The organism is Azospirillum rugosum, from assembly GCF_017876155.1.
Classification (GTDB): Bacteria; Pseudomonadota; Alphaproteobacteria; order Azospirillales; family Azospirillaceae; genus Azospirillum; species Azospirillum rugosum.
The window spans coordinates 39,909-57,325 of sequence record NZ_JAGINP010000012.1; the positions used below are offsets into that span (position 1 = coordinate 39,909).

Sequence of the window (17,417 nt, forward strand, 5' to 3'; positions counted from 1 at the left end):
CGCCTCAGGCGGCCAGGCGCGGCGCCACGGCGGTTTCCCGCATCACCGCGTCCGGCGTGCGGTAACGCTCGGCGTTCGCGCGCTCTTCATCGGTGCGGAGCTGCCTGAAGAGACGGTGGCACTCGCCCGGCCACGCCCGCCCGCGGGACAAACGGGGCGCAAGCGCCGGACACCCGACGAGCGCGAGAATAAGGCGGTGACGGGCCACATCCTCATGCGCTTCTTCACCGTCCACGACGCGGTGGAACTGGTCGGCACCGACCCCGCGCTTCAAGGATGCGGCCGGCGGCCTGATCGGGGGCGGCAACATGGTGGCCGTGCATCTGGCCGACGCCATCGGCGGGTCGCTGCTGCTGGGCTTCATCTCCGCGGTCGCCTTCGCCACCATCCTGGCGGTGGTTGCCGGGCTGACGCTGGCCGGCGCGTCGGCGGTCAGCCACGACCTCTACGCCTGCGTTTTCAAGCGCGGGCGCGCGACGGAGGCGCAGGAGATCCGCGTCTCCAAGGGCGCCGCGGTGGTGATCAGCCTGGCGGCCATCGCGCTGGGGATCGAGTTCGAGACGATGAACATCGCCTACATGGTGGGGCTGGTCTTCGCCATCGCCGCCAGCGCCAATTTCCCGATCCTCGTGCTGTCGGTGTTCTGGCGCGGCCTGACCACGCGGGGCGCGGTGGCCGGCGGGGTGACCGGGCTGGTGACGGCGGTCGGCATGGTCGTGCTCGGCCCCGGCGTCTGGGTGGCGGCCCTCCACCACCCCGCGCCGATCTTCCCCTACGAGAACCCGGCCCTGTTCTCCGTCCCCCTGGCCTTCGCGGCGGCCTGGATCGTCTCGGTCCTCGACCGCTCCCGCGCCGCGGCGGAGGTCCGCTCCGCCTTCAACGCCCAGTTCGTCCGCGCCCAGATCGGGGCGGGCGCGGACTGAAGGAAGCCGTCAAACCGTCGCCCGGGCCGCCGCGCGCTCGGCGTCCTTGGCGCGACGGTTGCGGCGCTTCAGGTACCACATGGCCGTGCCGGTCACCGCGAACAGGGGCGGCAGGACGCCGGACAGGAACACCAGCACCTTCCACACCCAGCCCAGCCCCTGGCCGGCGTGCAGCGGCCGCTGCCACGCGACGAAGGTCTCGCCGGCCGAGTAAGTGCGGGGGTCGCGGACCTCGACGACGCGGGACGTCCAGGGATCGACGAAGGCGGTGACCGACGGTGCCCCCGGACGGGCGTCCGGCCGGACCAGCGTGATACGGTAGGCTTGGTCCGGCCGCGCCGGCAGACCGACGGCGCGCACCCGGCCGTCGGGCACGGCGGCTAGGGCCAGCGCCACGGCCTGGTCGGGGCCGGCGGGCTCCGCACCCCGCACCGGCTCCACCTTCACCGCCGCGCGCAGGTCGCGGGTGGGGGAGACCATGGCGACGGCGGCGCTGAGCGTCTGCGGAAAGGCGATGTAGACGCCGGAAAAGCTGACCACCACGAAGACCGCCAGCGTCCAGATGCCGACCGCGCCGTGCAGGTCCCGGTGCAGCCGCACCCCGCGCGCCCCGCGCTTGACCTGCAAGGCCTCCTTCCAGCGGCCCGGCCGCGGCCACCACAGCACCAGCCCGGACACGCCCAGCACCAGCATCGCCACGCCCAGCCAGCCGACCGCGTCCCGGCCGCTGCGGTCGGGGATCAGCAGGTTGGCGTGCAGCATGAAGATCTGCCGCATCAGCCCGCCGCCGCCCGGCTTGCTGGTCTCCAGCACCGCCAGCGAGACCGGATCGACCAGCATGGTGGCCCCACCGCCGCCCGGTCCGCTGCGCCCCGGCGCCATCAAGCGGACCGAGGCCGGCTCGCCCGCCTCGTTGGGCAGCGTCACCATGCCGGGCGCCAGCCCCTGCGGGGCGTTGGCCTTGGCCGTATCCAGGATCGCGGCGACCGACTGCGGCTCGCCCACCGCCAGAGTCCGGGCCGTGGGGGCAGAGAACAGATCCTCAAGCTCGTGCTCGAAGACGAGGATCGCGCCGGTGATGCCAAGCACCGCCAGCGGCAGGCACAGGATGAGCCCGACCCAGAGGTGGATGGTCTGAAGCGCGCGGTGCCAGGGGCGGGCGGAGCGGGGCTGTGTCGCCATGGTCCAACATCGAAAAGGGTTGCCGCCTGCGGGCGGATAATGAGAATTACTCTTATTATCATGGCGAAGGCGGCCATGGCACCCGCTAAATGATAATGACTCGCATTTTCGTTTCTCCCTCTCCCGCCCCGGGAGAGGGAAGGGGCCCACGAAGTGGGAAGGGTGAGGGTGCCGACAAGGATCAAACCGCTGATCCTCGGTCGACCCTCACCCGGCGCCTTGCGGCGCCACCCTCTCCCGGGACGGGAGAGGGAATGAATGCAACGCCCCCGGCCGCAACCCCATTGCTCCCGCTGCCCAAATCCACTAGGATAAGAATCACAAACGGGCGGAATCCGCCCGTGCGACATCACAGCAATTCATGTTTCACAGCGTTTCAAACGTCGCACGGCGCGCGCCGGGAAGGCCCCGACGCGCGCCGCACGGCACCGCTTACAGGAAGCCGCTCACAGGAAACCGATGGACAGCCAGGGAATGGCGGCGACCAGGGCCAGCCCAACCATGAGTGCTGCCAGATAGCCCAGGATCGGCCGCATGCCCTCGTCCGGGCTGACGCGCCCGATGGCCGAGGCGACGTAGTAGCCGACGCCGAAGGGCGGGGCGAACAGGCCCATGCCCATGGCGAGGATGACGACCATGGCGTACTGCACCTCGTGCACGCCCATCTGGCGAGCGATGGGGAACAGCAGCGGGCCGAACAGCACGATGGCGGGGATGCCCTCCAGCACGCTGCCCAGGATGATGAAGGCGACGATGGACACGGCCATGAAGGTGAAGGAGCCGCCCGGCAGGCCGGCCATGAACTGCGCGAGGTCGGTGGAGAAGCCCGACCGGGTCAGGCACCAGGCCATGCCGGTGGCCGTGCCGATGATCAGCAGGATGGCGCCGGACAGGGCTGCCGTCTCCACCAGCATCGGCACGACCCGCCGCCAGTCGAAGCGGCGGTAGACCATCAGCCCGACGGCGATGGAATAGATGATGCCGATGGTCGACACCTCGGTCGCGGTGGCGACGCCCTCCACCACCGCCGCGCGGATGACGAAGGGCAGGGCCAGCGCGGGCAGGGCGACCACAAGGCTGCGGCCCAGCTCCCGCCCGGTGGGGCGGCGGACGTGGGACAGGTCCTCCCCGCGGTAGCGGTACCAGACCACGACGCAGAGCATCGCGGCGAGCACGACGCCGGGCAGCAGGCCGCCTGTGAACAGCGCGGCGATGGACACGCCGGTGACGGAGCCGATGGTGATCAGGACGATGCTGGGCGGGATGGTCTCGGTCTGGGCGCCGGTGGCCGCCAGCAAGGCCACGAGGTCGCCGGGCTTGGCGCCGCGGGCCTTCATCTCCGGGAACAGCACCGGGGCCACCGCGGCCATGTCCGCCGCCTTGGCCCCGGAGATGCCGGAGACGAGGTACATGGCTCCGATCAGCACATAGGACAGGCCGCCGCGCACATGGCCCAGCAGGTTGGCCAACACCGCCACCATGGCCCGCGCCATGCCGGTCATCTCGATCAGCAGGCCGAGGAAGACGAACAGCGGCACCGACAGCAGGATCAGGTGCGACATGCCCTCGTCCATGCGGCCGACGACGACCAGCAGCGGGACCTTCGTGGTCAAAGCGAGGTAACCGAAGCTGGCGAGGCCGAATGAGAAAGCGATGGGCACGCCTGCGAAGACGGTGCCCGCGACGATGCCGACGAAGAAGATCAGCAGGTTGAGCTTGCCGAGCCCGGCCAGCGCCGGCTGCAGCAGGACGAAGGCGGCCATCAATGCCACGACCAGCGCCGCCGCTCCGGCCACCAGCCGCACGCTGCCGACCCGGCCCAGCCGGATCAGCGCCGTGGCGATCATCAGCCCCAGCCCGACCGGCAGGGCCCCGGCCCGGACCATGTTGGAGATCTCCAGTGCCGGCGTGACGATCTCGTACTCCTCGATCGCGAACTCCGCGGCCGGCCCGATGACCAGCAGCAGGAAGCCCAGCGCCGCCGCCACGGCGAAGACGTCCAGGAAGGCCCGCGCGGCGGGCGGCGCCCAGCCGACGAAGGCGGTCATGCGCATGTGCTCGCCCCGGCGGAAGGCGACCACCGAGCCGAGCATGGCGAGCCACAGGAACAGGATGGAGGCCAGCTCGTCCGACCAGGTGATCGGGGTGTGGAGCACATAGCGCGCCACGATGCCGGAGAACAGCAGGATGATCTCGGCGGCGACGAGCAGCGCCACCGGGATCTCCACGATCATGCCGAGTGCGGCGTCCAGGCGCGCCAGCGCGCCCGACCCGCCGCCCCGTGCGGAGGCGGCGTCGGCCGCTCCGCCGGGTTTGACATCGGCCAGGGTGCTCACGTCAGGGCGCCCACGGACTTCTCGAAGACGCCCCAGGCCTCGTCGCCGTACTTGGCCTTCCACTCCTTGTAGAAGCCGGACTTGCGGAGTGCTGCCCGGAAGGGCTCCGGATCGGTCGTGTTGAAGACCAGCCCCTTCTGCGCCAGCGACGCCTGGAGCGCGCTGTTCAGCCCGGCGATGTCCTGGCGCTGCTGAAGGCCGCTCTCGTTGAAGCCGCGGCTGACGACCTCGCGCAGGTCGTCCGGCAGCGACTTCCAGGCCCGGCCGTTCATGACGATCCACGACCCGTCCCAGACGTGGTTGGTCAGCGAGCAGTACTTCTGCACCTCGTAGAACTTGGCGGTGTCGGCAACCACCAGTGGGTTCTCCTGCCCGTCGACCACGCCCGTTTGCAGGGCGGAGTAGACCTCGCCCAGGTTGATGCTGGCCGGCGCGCCGCCCAGCGCCTTGAAGAGCGAGACATAGACCGGGCTGACCGGCACGCGGATCTTGAAGTTGCCGAGATCCTCCGGCCCGTTGATCGGCTTGTTGCGCGTGGTGACCTGGCGGAAGCCGTTGTCCCAGATGCGCTCGAAGCTGTGCAGACCGACCTTGTCGAAACCCTTGCGGACATAAGAGCCAAGGTCGCCGTCCATGGCCTTCCACACGGCGTCGTAGTCCTTGAAGGCGAAGCCCATGCCGTTGATCGACGCCACCGGCACCAGCGTGGACAGGATCAGCCCGCCGGTGCTGAAGAACTCGATGCCGCCGGACCGCACCTGGGCCAGCAGGTCGCTGTCGCCGCCCAACTGGCTGTTCGGGAAGACGGCGATGTCGACCCGGCCGTTGCTGTCCTTCTTGATCCGCTCCGCCGCCTCGACGGCGCGGACGTGCAGCGGGTGGGTGGCCGGGAAGCCGTGGCCGAACTTCCAGCTGAAGTCCGCCGCCCGTGCCCGCGACACGAACGGTCCCATGGCCGCGACCGTGGCGGTGGCCGCCAGAAAAGTCCTGCGATTGACCAGCATCCTCGTTCCTCCCAATCGATGTTCTTCGTATCCGGGCACGCTTGCCCGTTCGTCAGCCCGGCCGCCGCCCGTGGAAGGCCGCGTCCAGGATTCCGCGGACGGCCTCCTCGGTCACCGGCCCCGGGTTGCTGCCGTCGTCGGTCTCAACCGTGATTCGCGCCGCTTCGCCGATGGCGCTTTCGGAGAAGCCGACATCGGCCAGCCGCGTCGGCAGCCCGGCGGTCTTCATCACGTCGAAGATGGCGCCGCCGACCTCCGCCACGCCCATCGCTTCGGCGATCCGGCCCAGCGCCTCGGGTGCGAAGCGCGCGTTGTAGGCGGCGACGTGCGGCAGCACGAGCGCATGGGACAACCCGTGCGGCACGCCGTACGTTCCGCCCAGCACATGGGCGACGCCATGCTGCAGGGCAAAGCCGCCGGTCAGCGCGGCCCCGGCCAGATAGCCGCCGTACAGCAGGTCTCCGCGGGCCTCCAGGTCGTCGGGCTTGCGGGCGACGCGGGGCAGGGCGTCCATGATGACCCGCGCGCCCTCGACCGCCGCCTGCACGATGACCGGGCTGGCCGTCGGCACATAGACGACGTCCACGCAGTGGGCCAGCGCGTTCATGGCGCTGGCCGCACTCACGTCCAGCGGCAGGGACGCCGACAGCGCCGGGTCGTAGACCACGGTGCTGGCCAGCATGCGCAGGCTCTTGTGCATGCGCTTCACGCCGTCGATGGTGATGCCGCAGAAGCCGGTCATCTCCGACCCGGAGTAGGTGGTCGGCACCGCGATGACCGGCACGGCCAGCTCCAGCGCGATGGCTTTGCCGAGCCCGATGGAGGCGCCGCCGCCGACGCTCACGAGGCAGTCGGCGCCCATCTCCTTCGCCCGCGCCTGGCCGCGCCGGGCCAGCTCGATGGGCACCTGGGAGACGGCCTCGGGCAGCAGGCCGATGCAGCGGTCGCCCAACTGGGCGACGATCCGCTCCGCCATGCCGCTGCGGCCGGGGGTGGAGACGACCAGCGCGCGCCGCGCGCCCAGCCGGTCGACCTCCTCCGCGATCCGCTCCGACGTGCCCGCGCCGAAGACCACGCGCGGCGGCACGGCGTTGTAGACGTCACCGGGGGTGCTGAAAGTGCGCATTCTTCTTCTCACCAATCGACAATGGTGCCGTCTTCCAGCACGGCGGACATCGCGTGCATGACCTCGGGCTTGAAGGGGTGCTTGGCGGCTTCGGCCTCGTTCACCTCGATGCCGAAGCCGGGAAGCTCGGGCACCTCCCAGGCGCTGCCGACGCGGCGGATGGGGGTCTGCACCACGTCGTCGTACCAGGGCACGGCGCCGCTCATCTCCTCCTGGATCACGAAGTTCGGGGTGGAGACGTCGAAGTGCAGGGCCGCCACGCCGGCCAGCGGGCCGTTGGGGTTGTGCGGGGCGATGCCGATCAGGGCCGCCTCCGCCGCCGCGGCGATGCGCTTGCCCTCCAGCAGGCCGCCGGTGTGGTTCAGGTCCGGCTGGGCGATGTGCAGGGCGCGCTGGTTGAAGACGGGCTGGAACTCCTTGATGCCGACCAGCCGCTCGCCCGACGCGATGGGGCATTCGGCCTTCTCGGCGATGATGCGCAGCGCCTCCGTGTCGCCGGGCTGCACCGGCTCCTCGCAGAACATCGGGCGGTAGGGCTCTAGCTCGCGGATGAAGCCCATGGCTGCGGCGATGGAGCCCGGCCGGCCGTGGAAGTCGATCATGATGTCCACGCCGTCGCCCACCGTGGTGCGCAGCGCTTCCATCATCTTGCCGACATGGCGCTGCGCCGGGATGGGGGACGTGTGCGCGCCATAGGGGATGAAGACCACCTTCAGCGCGTCATAGCCCTTCTCCACCACCGCCGCGGCGCGCTCCTTCAGGGAGCCGACGTCGAAGGTCTCGTAGACCGACTTCATCTCGCCGAGGCCGAGGTGCGTGTAGACGCGCACCCGGTCGCGCACCTTGCCGCCGAGCAGGCGCCACACCGGCAGGCCGACGCTCTTGCCGAAGATATCCCACAGCGCGTGCTCGATGCCGCTGATGGCGGTCACCCCGACCATGCCGAGGTTGTAATAGCTGAACTTGTTCATGGCGCGGACGCACTGCTCGATGTCGCGCGGGTCGCGGCCCAGCAGCATCGGCTCCAGGTCCTCCACGGCGCCGGTGACGGCGCGGGTCTTCCAGTTCAGGCTCGCCTCGCCCCAGCCATACAGGCCGGGCTGGTCGGTCAGCACCTTCACGAAGATCCAGTTGCGCATCTCGGCGTTGACCACGACCGTCTTCACGCCGGTGATCTTGATCGGCGTGCCGGTGGTCCGCCGGGCGATGTCTTCGTTGTCCCGGATCATGAAACTCATTGCTCCTTAGGCGTTTTGGGAGGGCGCGCGGACCACGTTCACCAGCGGCTCGCCGGCCCGCAGCCGGTCGATGTTCTGCGCGATGAAGGCGTAGCGCCGCTCGGGCAGGCTGCTCGTCCAGGCCGACGAGTGCGGCGTGCAGAAGGCGTTGGGAAGTTCCTCGAACCGGAAGCGCGACGGCGGAACGCGGTCGTCGCTGCCGGTGGGGTAGCCGTACCAGACGTCCAGAAAGGCCCCGGCGATGGTCCGCCGCGACAGGGCGTCGTAGAGCGCCGCCTCGTCCACGATCGGCGCGCGGGAGACGTTGATGAGCACGGCCGAGGGCTTCATGGCCCGAAACTGGTCGGCGCCGATCAGCCCGCGCGTCTGCTCCGTCAGCGGGCAGGACACGACCAGGAAGTCGGCGTCGGCCAGCAACTCCGGCAGGCCGGAGGGGGGCAGCACCGCGTCGGCCAGATCGCCGGGGGCGGACGGCATGGCGTCCAGCGCGATCACGCGCATGCCGAAGGCGCGGGCGCGCCGGGCGATGGTCCGGCCGATGCGGCCAAAGCCGATCAGCCCCAGCGTCTTGCCATAAATCTCGCCATGCGGCACGCGCGCCCGGTAGACGTCCGGCCAGCGGTCCGTGGAGAAGGAGCCGCGCAGCTCGTCCAGCCGGATCTCCCATTGCAGCATGGCCGCGAGGACGAATTCGGCGATGGGGATCTCATGCTCGAAGACGTTGCAGACCGTGCAGCCGGCCGGCAGCGACGCCATGTCGATGCCGTCCAGCCCGGCGCCGGGGACATGCAGCAGCCGGAAGGCCGGAGCCGGCCCGTCCTTGCGGGCGAAGCGCAGGGACACGACGATATCGTCACGGCCAATTGCGCTGTCGAACTCCGACGAAGAAGCCGCTTCGCGCGGCAGCGCGACGATCTCGCAGGGAGTCTTCAGAAAGGCCGCCAGTTTTTCTTTGTGATGGGCCGCCTCGCCGATCATGAACACTTTCATGGGCATTATCCTCCGCGGCGCAGACGATAGGATAAGCCAACTAAGTAGGTCCAACGATTTAAAATGATTGATTGATAAGAGGTTCTTATTAGAGCGCTTTGCGTGAGCAACCTATCACTGCAGCCCTTCGCCGACCGCGGTCGCCACGTCCAGGAAGGTGCGGATTGCCGGCGACGTCTCGTCGCTGGGGTAAGCGACGCCAAGGGTCAGGTAGGGGGCCGGCCCCTCAAGCGGGCGGTAGGTCACGCCCGGGCGGTCGAATTGCTGAAGGCGCGACGCGATGAGCCCGATGCCGAAGTCCGCGGCGGCCAGCGCGATGATCGACTGGGCCGGGGAGGATTCCAGGATCACCTCCGGGCTGAAGCCCGCCTGCTGGCACAGCGTGATGATCTCGTCGTACAGACGCGGCCCGATCACGCGCGGGAAGATGATGAAGCGCTCCTTCGATAGGTCCTCCAGCCGCAGGCTGGGGCGGGAGGCCAGATGGTTGCGGTCGGACAGCACGACGTTGAACCGCATGCGGGCGATCGGGTGCGAGGACAGCGACTGGTCGTCCAGCGGCGGGTGGAAGATGCCGACGTCGATGGTTCCCGACCGCAGCGCCGCCTCCTGCTCCGCCGTCGTCATGACGTGGACGTTGACGCCAACGTTGGGCAACTCGGTCCGGAACTGGTGCATGATCTCCGGGAAGATGATGTAGAGCGCCGGGGCGGTGACCCCGACGGACAGCTGCCCGATCTCGCCCCGGTCGGTCTGGCGGGCGAGGAGGGCCGCATGCTCCATCTGCCGCAGGATCTTCCGCGCCTCATTGAGGAACATCTCCCCTGCACGCGTCAGGGAGACGCGCCGCTTGTTCCGGTGGACCAGCTGCACCTGCAACTCGGCCTCCAGCTGCTGCAGTTGCTGGCTAAGGGCCGGCTGCGTGATGTGGCACCGCGCCGCCGCGCGATGAAAATGCAGCTCTTCGGAGAGCGCGATGAAGGATTGGAGGCGCCGACGATCCATGCCCCAGTGATAGAACCTCCTTATCAGAAGCTCAAGGCCGGGTCTCCAATGGTGGAAAACGCACCACCTTCGTGCGTGCGCCGTTCGCTGCATCGTTCTTATTGATGGCGTGATCGGCGGACCCAGCAGCCAAGATGGATGCGCGAATTCCACAAGGCTCCGCAGGCCAGGGTAAAGCCGAAGGTGCGCCGCGCTCTCCTCTGTCCTGTAAGGACCCCGGCCGCCCGCTGACCGCCGAGGTCGCCTGGGTCCGCTTCGAGGAGGACACGTCGGCCCTGAGCAACTGAGGTCCCGACCAAGCAATGCCCGAGACGCGCGCATGGCTGCCGCAGGAATGCGGCGGCCGTCGGCGTTTGGCGTCAAATCCCTCTCCCGCCTCGGGAGAGGGGGGCCGCGAAGCGGCCGGGTGAGGGTGCCGCCGAGAATCAGCGCGTTCTCCGTGAACACCCCTCACCCTCCCGCCGCTTCGCGGCGGGTCCCTCCCTCTCCCGGGGCGGGAGAGGGAATCGAATGCCGATCGCCCATCAAACCATACCCCTTGTCGGACGGTTGGGGCTTCCCATACACTGCCGATGCGGGCGCCGCTGACGACGGCGATGCACCAGCCCGTCTCGGGTCCCGACGAGCCCGAGCGTCGTTTTCACGACCACCGAGTTCCAGGCCCGATCGGGCCGCCATGCGCCATGTCCGGATGCGCGCAGACTCGTCGTCGCAATCCCCCAAAGAAACGTCTCAACCCATGGGAGGGTATGCCCTCATGTCCGCACAATCCGAACGCCCGAGCCCCCTGGTCTTCCGCCGACGCCTGCTGGGCCGGGAGCCTCTGCTCGGCACCTTCATCAAGACTCCGACCGGGCATGCGATGGAGATCTTCGGCGATGTCGGCTTCGACTTCGCCGTCATCGACGCCGAACACGCCCCGTTCGACCGCGCCGCCATCGACGTGACGCTGATGGCGGCGCGCGCCGCCGGGATCGCCGGACTTGTCCGGGTCGCGGAGCCCAGCCCAGCGCAGCTGCTGGCGGCGCTCGACGACGGGGCCGCCGGGGTGCTCGTTCCGCACGTGTCGACGGCCGAGGCCGCGCGGGCGGCCGTTTCCGCCTGCCGCTACCGCGGCGGACGGCGCGGATTCTCCAACTCGCCGCGCGCCGGGCGGTACGGCGGGCTTGCCATGTGGCCGCACGTCGATGCGCAGGACGCGTCGGTGGCGGTCATCGCCATGATCGAGGATCCGGAGGCACTGGACGTGCTGGACGCCATCCTCGCGACCGACGGGCTGGACGCCGTCTTCATCGGCCGCGCCGACCTGACCGTGGCGCTCGGCGCCGCTTCGCCCGACGCGCCGGAGGTGCGCAACGCCGTCGACCGCATCCTGGCGGCGGCCCGCGCCGCCGATAAGCCGGTCTGCTTGATGGTGGCGAGCGCGGAGGAGGCCCGGTCCTACACCGCGCACGGCGCCAGCGCCTTCATGATCGGCTCCGACCAGGGGCTGATGCGGCAGGCGGCGGCCAAGCACCACAAGGACTTCGCCGCGCTGAAGGGGGCGGCGGGCGGCTGATCCTGCCGTTTGTTCGCTATGCTGAAGATTCTGATCAAAACGGTACGCGGAACGGAAAATAGGTGATTGACAACAGCGCATGCCGGAGTAATCATAGGCCCACGTTGAAACGACGTTTCAACATTTAAAACGACAGCCAAGCCGAAACCGCCGAACAGATTGGGTGCAGGAGCCGCAGGAGCCTGTGGAGAGGGCATGCCTTGCCTGAAGTCGCACGCCATCGATGAAACGGCGTTTCAATATTTAAAACGGAGTGGGAAGCCAGTGCAAGGGGCGCCGAAACCAGTGGAGAAGGAACCGGCGGGGACCAGCACGCTGGATCTGGCGCTGCGCGCCCTGGAGCTTCTCGCCCTTGAGAACCAACCCATGGCGCTGGCCCAGATCGCCCACGCGCTGGCCGCGTCCAAGGCCACGATCTACCGCCATCTCGTGACGCTCCAGCGCCATGGCCTCGTCAGCCAGGACCCGGAGACCGGACGTTACGAGGCCGGCGTGAAGCTCCTGGTCCTGGGCGAGGCCGTGCGCACCCGGTTCGACATCGTGACGACCGGGCGCGACGAGCTGATGCGCCTGCGCGACGCGACGGGCCAGGCCGTCACCATCTGCCGCATCGTCGACGGCGAGCTGGTGGTCCTGGACCTGATCCAGGGGCGCACGGTGGTCGAGTTCGGAACGCGCCCCGGAACGCGCTTCGACCTCCACAACAGCGCCCATGGCAAGGTCTGGCTGGCCTTCGGGCCGCCGGCGCTGCTCGACAAGACCCTTTCGGCGCCGATGCGCCAGTGGACGCCCCACACCATCACCGACCCCGAACGCCTGCGCGCCGAGGTCACGGAGGTGCGGCAGCGCGGCTGGGCCATCGCCGCCGACGAAATGATCACCGCCGTCAACGCCTTGGCCGCTCCGGTCTTCGATCATCGAAACCAGATCGCCGGCTCCATCGCGATCGTCGGCTCCACGCAATTCATCCCTTCCCCCCCTGACGCCCTGCACCTCGAGAAGATCCTTGCCGCCGCGCAGTCGATCTCCCGGGGGCTCGGCTGGAGATCGAGCCGATGAGCTATTCACTCGCCGTCGACATCGGTGGGACCTTCACCGACATCGTCCTGCGCAACTCCGACGGCAGCCTGACCGTCGACAAGACCCTGACCACGCACGAGGATCTGCTGTCCGGCTTCTTCGGCGGCGTCCATTCGGTGCTGCGCAAGGCCGGCGTGTCCGCCCAGGCGGTCGACGGCGTCGTCGTCCACGCCACAACGGTCGTCACCAACGCGCTGATCGAGCGCAAGGGGCCGCCGACCGCGCTGGTGGTCACCGAGGGCTTCCGCGACGTGCTCGCCATCCGCAACGAGCACCGCTACGACATGTACGACCCGCAGATCGAGTTTCCGGAACCCCTGGTGCCGGATAGCCTGACCTTCGGGCTGAAGGAGCGGACGCTCGCCGACGGCACGGTGGTGACCGAGCCCGCGGCGGAGGACATCGCCGAACTGGCGCAGACGCTGCGCGCCAGCGGCGCCAAGGCGGTCGCCATCTGCTTCCTCAACAGCTTCGCCAACCCGGCCAACGAGGCCGCCGTGGCGGCGGAGCTGGGCCGGCAGCTGAACGACATGTTCATCTGCACCTCCTCCGACGTGGCGCCGCAGATCCGCGAATACCCGCGGGCCTCCACGGCCACCGTCAACGCTTACACCATGCCGATCTCCCAGCCCTACCTGCGCCGCCTCAGCGAGCAGCTGCGGACCGAGGGCTTCGGCAACACGCCGCTGATCATGCTGTCGTCGGGCGGCGTTGTCGGGGCGGAGACGGCCGGGCGCAACCCGGTCCGCATGATCGAAAGCGGCCCGGCCGCCGGCGCGCTGGCCGCCTGCCACTACGCGGAGATCCTGGGGATCGACCGGCTGATGTCCTTCGACATGGGCGGGACCACCGCCAAGGCCTGCCTGATCGAGAACCGCACGCCGCTGGTCACCGGCCTGTTCGAGGTCGATCGCCGCTACCGCTTCAAGGAAGGCAGCGGCCTGCCCGTGACGGTGCCGTCCATCGACCTGATCGAGATCGGCGCCGGTGGCGGCAGCATCGCGCATGTGGACGGCCTCGGCCTGCTGAAGGTCGGGCCGGAGAGCGCCGGCTCCAACCCCGGCCCGGCCTGCTACGGCCGCGGCGGCACGGGGGCGACGGTGACCGACGCCGACCTGATGCTGGGCCTGATCGACGCCGACAACTTCCTGGGCGGCGAGATGAAACTCGACCGCGCCGCAACGGAAGGTGCGCTGACGGCCCTGGCGGACAAGCTGGGCGGCACGGCAGTGCAGGCCGCGCGCGGCATCTACCGCGTGGTGACGGAGGCGATGGCGTCCGCCGCGCGCTCCCACGCCACCGACCGCGGCGTCGATTACCGCGGCCTGCCGCTGTTCGCCTTCGGCGGCGCCGGCCCGCTGCACGCCTGCGGCGTGGCGGAACTGCTGCAAAGCTCCTCCGTCATCGTGCCGCCGCAGTCGAGCGTACTGTCCGCCTTCGGGACCCTGGTCACGCCGGTCCGCCTCGACCTCGTGCGCAGCGACCTGATGCGGCTGGACACCGTCGACTGGGACCGCGTCGGCCGCATCGTCGCCGATCTGGAGAAGGAAGGGCGCAGCGCCCTTGCCGAGGCCGGCTGCGCGCCGTCCGACGTGCGGGTCGCGGTGGGCGCTGATATGCGCTACACCGGCCAGCAGAACGAAGTCACGGTCATGTTCGACGTCGATCCGCGCGACAGCCGCGACGTCGCCGCCATCGCGGAGCAGTTCGCGCAGACCTACCGCGTGCTCTACGGCATGAACCCGTCGCACGTCCCGGCGGAGATCGTCACCTGGCGCATCACCGTCCAGGGCCCGGCCATCCGCTTCCACCCCGCCGGCAAGCCGGCGAGCGAGCCCGGCAAGCCGAAGAATTTCCGCCCGGTCCACGCCTGGGCGGACGGCCAGTCGGTCCCGGTCTACGAACGCCGCGACCTCGCGGTCGGCCAGACCGTCGCCGGCCCCGCCATCATCGAGGAGCGCGAGACCACCACGGCCATCCCGCCGGGCTGGGTCGCCACCATCGATCCCATGGGCTGCATCGTCGCCACCACCGCCCCCCAAGCCCGCGCCTGACCAAAGGACATCGGAACATGGACGGAGTCGAACTCGAAATCCTGTGGTCCAACCTGATCGGCGTCGTGACCGAGCGGGCCAAGGCCCTCCAGCGCATCGCCTTCAGCCCGATCGTTCGCGAGGCCGGCGACCTCGCCTGCGCGCTGTTCGACCAGCGCGGCCGGATGGTCGCCCAGGCCAACACCGGCACGCCGGGCCACATCAACTCGCTGGCCTTCGCCGGCGCCCATCTGGTCCGCGAGTTCGCCGGCCGCTGCGAGCCGGGCGACGTGCTGATCACCAACGACCCGTGGCTGTCCGCCGGCCACTTCTTCGACATCACCACCCTGACGCCGATCTTCAACGGCGACCGGCTGATCGCCTACATCGGCTCGACCATCCACCACACGGACATTGGCGGCTACGGCATCGGCGCCGGCGCGCGCGACGTGCATGAGGAAGGGCTGTGGATCCCGCCGCTGAAGCTGTATGAGCGCGGCACGCCGAACCCGGTCCTGCACGCCATGATCCGCCGCAACGTGCGCACGCCGGACGCCGTCTTCGGCGACCTCGCCGCCCAGGTGTCGAGCGGGCAGGCGGCGGCGGAGCACTTGATCGCTCTGTGCGAGCGGCACGGGCTGACCGAGATCGAGGCGCTGTCGGACGAGATCATTTCCCGGTCGGAGGAGGCCACCCGCGCCGCCATCCGCAAGCTGAAACCGGGCACCTACCACGGCGAGTCCAGCTTCGACGTGCCGGGCGGCGAGGTCATCACGCTGAAGACCGCGGTCACGGTCGATGCGGAATCCGGCGGGATCCTGGTGGACTTCACCGGCAGCTCCATGCAGACGACGACCGGCATCAACGTGGTGCTGAACTACACCCACGCCTATGCCACCTTCGCCATCCGCAGCTGCCTGAACCCCGACCTGCCGAACAACACCGGCAGCCTCGCGCCGATCACGTTGCAGGCGCCGGAAGGCTCGATCATCAACTGCCGCTACCCGGCCCCGGTCAACGCGCGCCACGTCGTCGGCATGTATGTGCCGATGCCGATCCTGAAGGCGCTCTACCAGGTGCTTCCGGAACGGGTGCTGGCCGAAGGCTCCGGCGCGGTCTGGACGATCCAGATCGGTGGGCGGAAGGCCGACGGGCAGAACTTCACCTCCTCCATGTTCAACTACTCCGGCGGCATGGGCGCCCGCGCCACCAAGCCGGGGCCGAGCGCCACCTGCTACCCGACGGGCGTGGCGGCCGTGCCGGTGGAGATCCTGGAGGCGGCGATGCCCATCGTCTTCGACCGCAAGGAGTTGCGGCGCGGTTCCGGCGGCGCCGGGCGCACGCCGGGCGGCGACGGCCAGATCATCGCCTTCCACATGAACACCCAGGATCCCTGGATGCTCAACGCCGTGCCCAGCCGCCTCAACATGGGGCCGGAAGGGCTGGGCGGCGGCGAACCCGGACAGCCAGGCCGCTTCCTGGTCAACGGCGCCTCCGTCAGCCAGGCGCGCAAGCTGAACATGGAGCCGGGCGACCGGGTGGTCCTGGAAACCCCGGGCGGCGGCGGCTTCGGCCCGGCAGCGTAGGGGTCTGGCCGATTAGCCCTCTCCCCTCTGGGGAGAGGGTGGCCCGGAGGGCCGGTGAGGGGGTCCGGCTTTTGGGGACGTCCGGCAAAAGCGCAACCCCCTCACCCTAACCCTCTCCCCAGAGGGGAGAGGGGACAGCAACGACAGGCGCTGTCCAACAGGCGCCGCACGGGAGGGAGGTGCATGCCCATGAAGCAAAACATCCAGCGGACTATTCTCGCTGTCGCCGTCACCGCGGCGACCCTGGCCGGCGTCCAGCCGGCGTCCTCGGCCGAAGCGCTGAAGATCGGCATCTCAGCCGGCCTGACCGGTTACGCCGCGACCGTCGACCGGGCCTGGCGCGACGGCGTCCAGGTTGCCGCCGACGCGCTGAACGCGCAGGGCGGCGTCATGGGCCGGAAGATCGAGGTGGTCGTCGAGGACAACCGGTCCGAACCGCAGGAGGCCGTGACCGTCTACCGCAAGATGATGTCGTCGGACAACGTCGACGTCTTCATCAGCGGCTGCGTGTCGGCCGGCAACTTCGCCGCCGCCAGCATGGTCGCCAAGGCCGAGAAGCCGATGATGCTGTGCTCCATCCTGCCGCAGCAGGCCGCCCAGGTGAAATGGGCCTTCACCACCCTGCCGCCCGCCGGGTTCGAGGTGGAGAAGCGGTTCGAATACCTGCGTGACAAGACCGACATCCGCAAGGTGGGCGTGCTGCACGACCCGACCCCCTACGCGCTGCTGCAGAAGACCGTGGCGCAGGACGTCGCGGCCAAGTACGGACTCCAGGTCGTCGGGGTCGAGTCCTACAAGCAGGACGACGCCGATCTCAGCGTCCAGATCAGCAAGATCCAGGCGGCGGGGGCCGGCGCCATCATCAAGATCGGGCTGGGCGGCACCACGCTGACCGCGGCCAAGAACTTGAAGCAGCTGAATTCCAACATGCTGATGCTGACGAGCCTTGAGGATCTGGCGGTCTTCAAGCCGGTGGCGGAGGTGCTGGGCGACAAGTTCTTCTTCGTCGCCTCGCCGTCGCAAGTGTACGACGCATTGCCCGACAGCGCGACCAAGGCGGAGATCGGCAAGTTCCTGGGGCCGTGGCGCGCGAAGTACGGCGACCGCGATCCGAACTGGGCGTCGCGCGGCTGGGACGGCGTGATGCTGACCGTTGCCGCGATCGTGAACGGCAAGTCGGCCGAGGGGCCGGCGATCCGCGACAACATCGAGAAGATCACCGGCTTCCAGGGCACGACCGGTGTCTACAACTTCACCGCGGCGAACCACCAGGGGATCACGCAGAACCCCTTCGTGCTCGCCACCATCGCCGGCAACCAAGTCAAGATCGTCCAATGACGGCGGCCAACTCGCCCG

The 17,417-nt window shown here is 69.3% G+C and carries 14 protein-coding genes and 1 pseudogene; 6 read left to right on the forward strand and 9 right to left on the reverse strand.

Features of this window, described 5'->3' with window-relative positions:
* Positions 1 to 4: 4 nt before the first annotated feature.
* Entirely contained in the window at positions 5 to 274 is a 270-nt protein-coding gene (locus J2851_RS36575; RefSeq protein WP_307419839.1) for a hypothetical protein, read from the reverse strand.
* Positions 275 to 308: 34 nt separating this feature from the next.
* Between J2851_RS36575 and J2851_RS17065 the strand changes: the two genes are divergently transcribed.
* Entirely contained in the window at positions 309 to 923 is a 615-nt protein-coding gene (locus J2851_RS17065) for a sodium:solute symporter family transporter (protein WP_307419841.1), read from the forward strand.
* Between the two features lie 9 nt (positions 924 to 932).
* On the opposite strand, the gene J2851_RS17070 is transcribed toward J2851_RS17065, so the two are convergent.
* From J2851_RS17070 to J2851_RS36705, 8 genes and pseudogenes are all read right to left on the reverse strand, one after another.
* The gene (locus tag J2851_RS17070; RefSeq protein WP_209767591.1) at positions 933 to 2,105 is read right to left on the reverse strand and encodes a PepSY-associated TM helix domain-containing protein; all 1,173 of its coding nucleotides are present in this window, start codon (positions 2,103 to 2,105) and stop codon (positions 933 to 935) included.
* Positions 2,106 to 2,551: 446 nt separating this feature from the next.
* The gene (locus tag J2851_RS17075) at positions 2,552 to 4,441 is read right to left on the reverse strand and encodes a TRAP transporter large permease (RefSeq protein ID WP_307419843.1); all 1,890 of its coding nucleotides are present in this window, start codon (positions 4,439 to 4,441) and stop codon (positions 2,552 to 2,554) included.
* Positions 4,438 to 5,445 (reverse strand): TRAP transporter substrate-binding protein, encoded by a 1,008-nt coding sequence (locus J2851_RS17080; protein WP_209767592.1) that lies wholly within the window; start codon positions 5,443 to 5,445, stop codon positions 4,438 to 4,440. Before J2851_RS17080 ends, J2851_RS17075 begins: the two co-directional genes overlap by 4 nt.
* Positions 5,446 to 5,497: 52 nt before the next feature.
* Positions 5,498 to 6,571, reverse strand: a complete 1,074-nt coding sequence (locus tag J2851_RS17085) for a maleylacetate reductase (protein WP_209767593.1) — start codon at positions 6,569 to 6,571, stop codon at positions 5,498 to 5,500.
* An 8-nt stretch (positions 6,572 to 6,579) separates the two neighbouring features.
* Positions 6,580 to 7,800 carry an enolase C-terminal domain-like protein gene (locus tag J2851_RS17090; RefSeq protein WP_209767594.1) on the reverse strand — a complete coding sequence of 407 codons (1,221 nt, stop codon included), beginning with the start codon at positions 7,798 to 7,800 and terminating at the stop codon, positions 6,580 to 6,582.
* A 15-nt stretch (positions 7,801 to 7,815) separates the two neighbouring features.
* On the reverse strand, positions 7,816 to 8,799 hold the full coding sequence (locus J2851_RS17095) for a 2-hydroxyacid dehydrogenase (RefSeq protein WP_209767595.1): 984 nt from the start codon (positions 8,797 to 8,799) through the stop codon (positions 7,816 to 7,818).
* A gap of 114 nt (positions 8,800 to 8,913) precedes the next feature.
* Positions 8,914 to 9,582: a LysR family substrate-binding domain-containing protein gene (locus J2851_RS17100; protein WP_246500727.1), complete on the reverse strand. Its 669-nt coding sequence runs from the start codon at positions 9,580 to 9,582 to the stop codon at positions 8,914 to 8,916.
* Between the two features lie 96 nt (positions 9,583 to 9,678).
* A pseudogene (locus tag J2851_RS36705) lies at positions 9,679 to 10,125 on the reverse strand (LysR family transcriptional regulator); the annotation flags it as partial.
* Positions 10,126 to 10,561: 436 nt separating this feature from the next.
* Here J2851_RS36705 and J2851_RS17105 point away from each other — a divergent pair.
* The 5 genes from J2851_RS17105 (at position 10,562) to J2851_RS17125 (ending at position 17,399) form a co-directional block, all read left to right on the forward strand.
* Positions 10,562 to 11,362 (forward strand): HpcH/HpaI aldolase family protein, encoded by an 801-nt coding sequence (locus tag J2851_RS17105; RefSeq protein ID WP_209767597.1) that lies wholly within the window; start codon positions 10,562 to 10,564, stop codon positions 11,360 to 11,362.
* A gap of 285 nt (positions 11,363 to 11,647) precedes the next feature.
* On the forward strand, positions 11,648 to 12,421 hold the full coding sequence (locus tag J2851_RS17110; protein WP_209767598.1) for an IclR family transcriptional regulator: 774 nt from the start codon (positions 11,648 to 11,650) through the stop codon (positions 12,419 to 12,421).
* Positions 12,418 to 14,496, forward strand: coding sequence for a hydantoinase/oxoprolinase family protein (locus J2851_RS17115; protein ID WP_209767599.1), 2,079 nt, complete (start codon positions 12,418 to 12,420; stop codon positions 14,494 to 14,496). The genes J2851_RS17110 and J2851_RS17115 overlap by 4 nt, the downstream gene beginning before the upstream one ends.
* 17 nt (positions 14,497 to 14,513) lie before the next feature.
* Positions 14,514 to 16,061: a hydantoinase B/oxoprolinase family protein gene (locus tag J2851_RS17120; protein WP_209767600.1), complete on the forward strand. Its 1,548-nt coding sequence runs from the start codon at positions 14,514 to 14,516 to the stop codon at positions 16,059 to 16,061.
* A 183-nt stretch (positions 16,062 to 16,244) separates the two neighbouring features.
* Positions 16,245 to 17,399, forward strand: a complete 1,155-nt coding sequence (locus J2851_RS17125) for an ABC transporter substrate-binding protein (protein ID WP_209767601.1) — start codon at positions 16,245 to 16,247, stop codon at positions 17,397 to 17,399.
* Positions 17,400 to 17,417 lie beyond the last annotated feature (18 nt).

Excerpts from the sequence above, each read along its gene's own strand:
- J2851_RS17065 (WP_307419841.1), top strand. The coding sequence starts at position 309 with ATGGTGGCCGTGCATCTGGCCGACGCCATCGGCGGGTCGCTGCTGCTG.
- J2851_RS17070 (WP_209767591.1), bottom strand. The coding sequence starts at position 2,105 with ATGGCGACACAGCCCCGCTCCGCCCGCCCCTGGCACCGCGCGCTTCAG.
- J2851_RS17080 (WP_209767592.1), bottom strand. The coding sequence starts at position 5,445 with ATGCTGGTCAATCGCAGGACTTTTCTGGCGGCCACCGCCACGGTCGCG.
- J2851_RS17085 (WP_209767593.1), bottom strand. The coding sequence starts at position 6,571 with ATGCGCACTTTCAGCACCCCCGGTGACGTCTACAACGCCGTGCCGCCG.
- J2851_RS17090 (WP_209767594.1), bottom strand. The coding sequence starts at position 7,800 with ATGATCCGGGACAACGAAGACATCGCCCGGCGGACCACCGGCACGCCG.
- J2851_RS17095 (WP_209767595.1), bottom strand. The coding sequence starts at position 8,799 with ATGAAAGTGTTCATGATCGGCGAGGCGGCCCATCACAAAGAAAAACTG.
- J2851_RS17100 (WP_246500727.1), bottom strand. The coding sequence starts at position 9,582 with ATGGAGCATGCGGCCCTCCTCGCCCGCCAGACCGACCGGGGCGAGATC.
- J2851_RS17105 (WP_209767597.1), top strand. The coding sequence starts at position 10,562 with ATGTCCGCACAATCCGAACGCCCGAGCCCCCTGGTCTTCCGCCGACGC.
- J2851_RS17115 (WP_209767599.1), top strand. The coding sequence starts at position 12,418 with ATGAGCTATTCACTCGCCGTCGACATCGGTGGGACCTTCACCGACATC.
- J2851_RS17120 (WP_209767600.1), top strand. The coding sequence starts at position 14,514 with ATGGACGGAGTCGAACTCGAAATCCTGTGGTCCAACCTGATCGGCGTC.
- J2851_RS17125 (WP_209767601.1), top strand. The coding sequence starts at position 16,245 with ATGCCCATGAAGCAAAACATCCAGCGGACTATTCTCGCTGTCGCCGTC.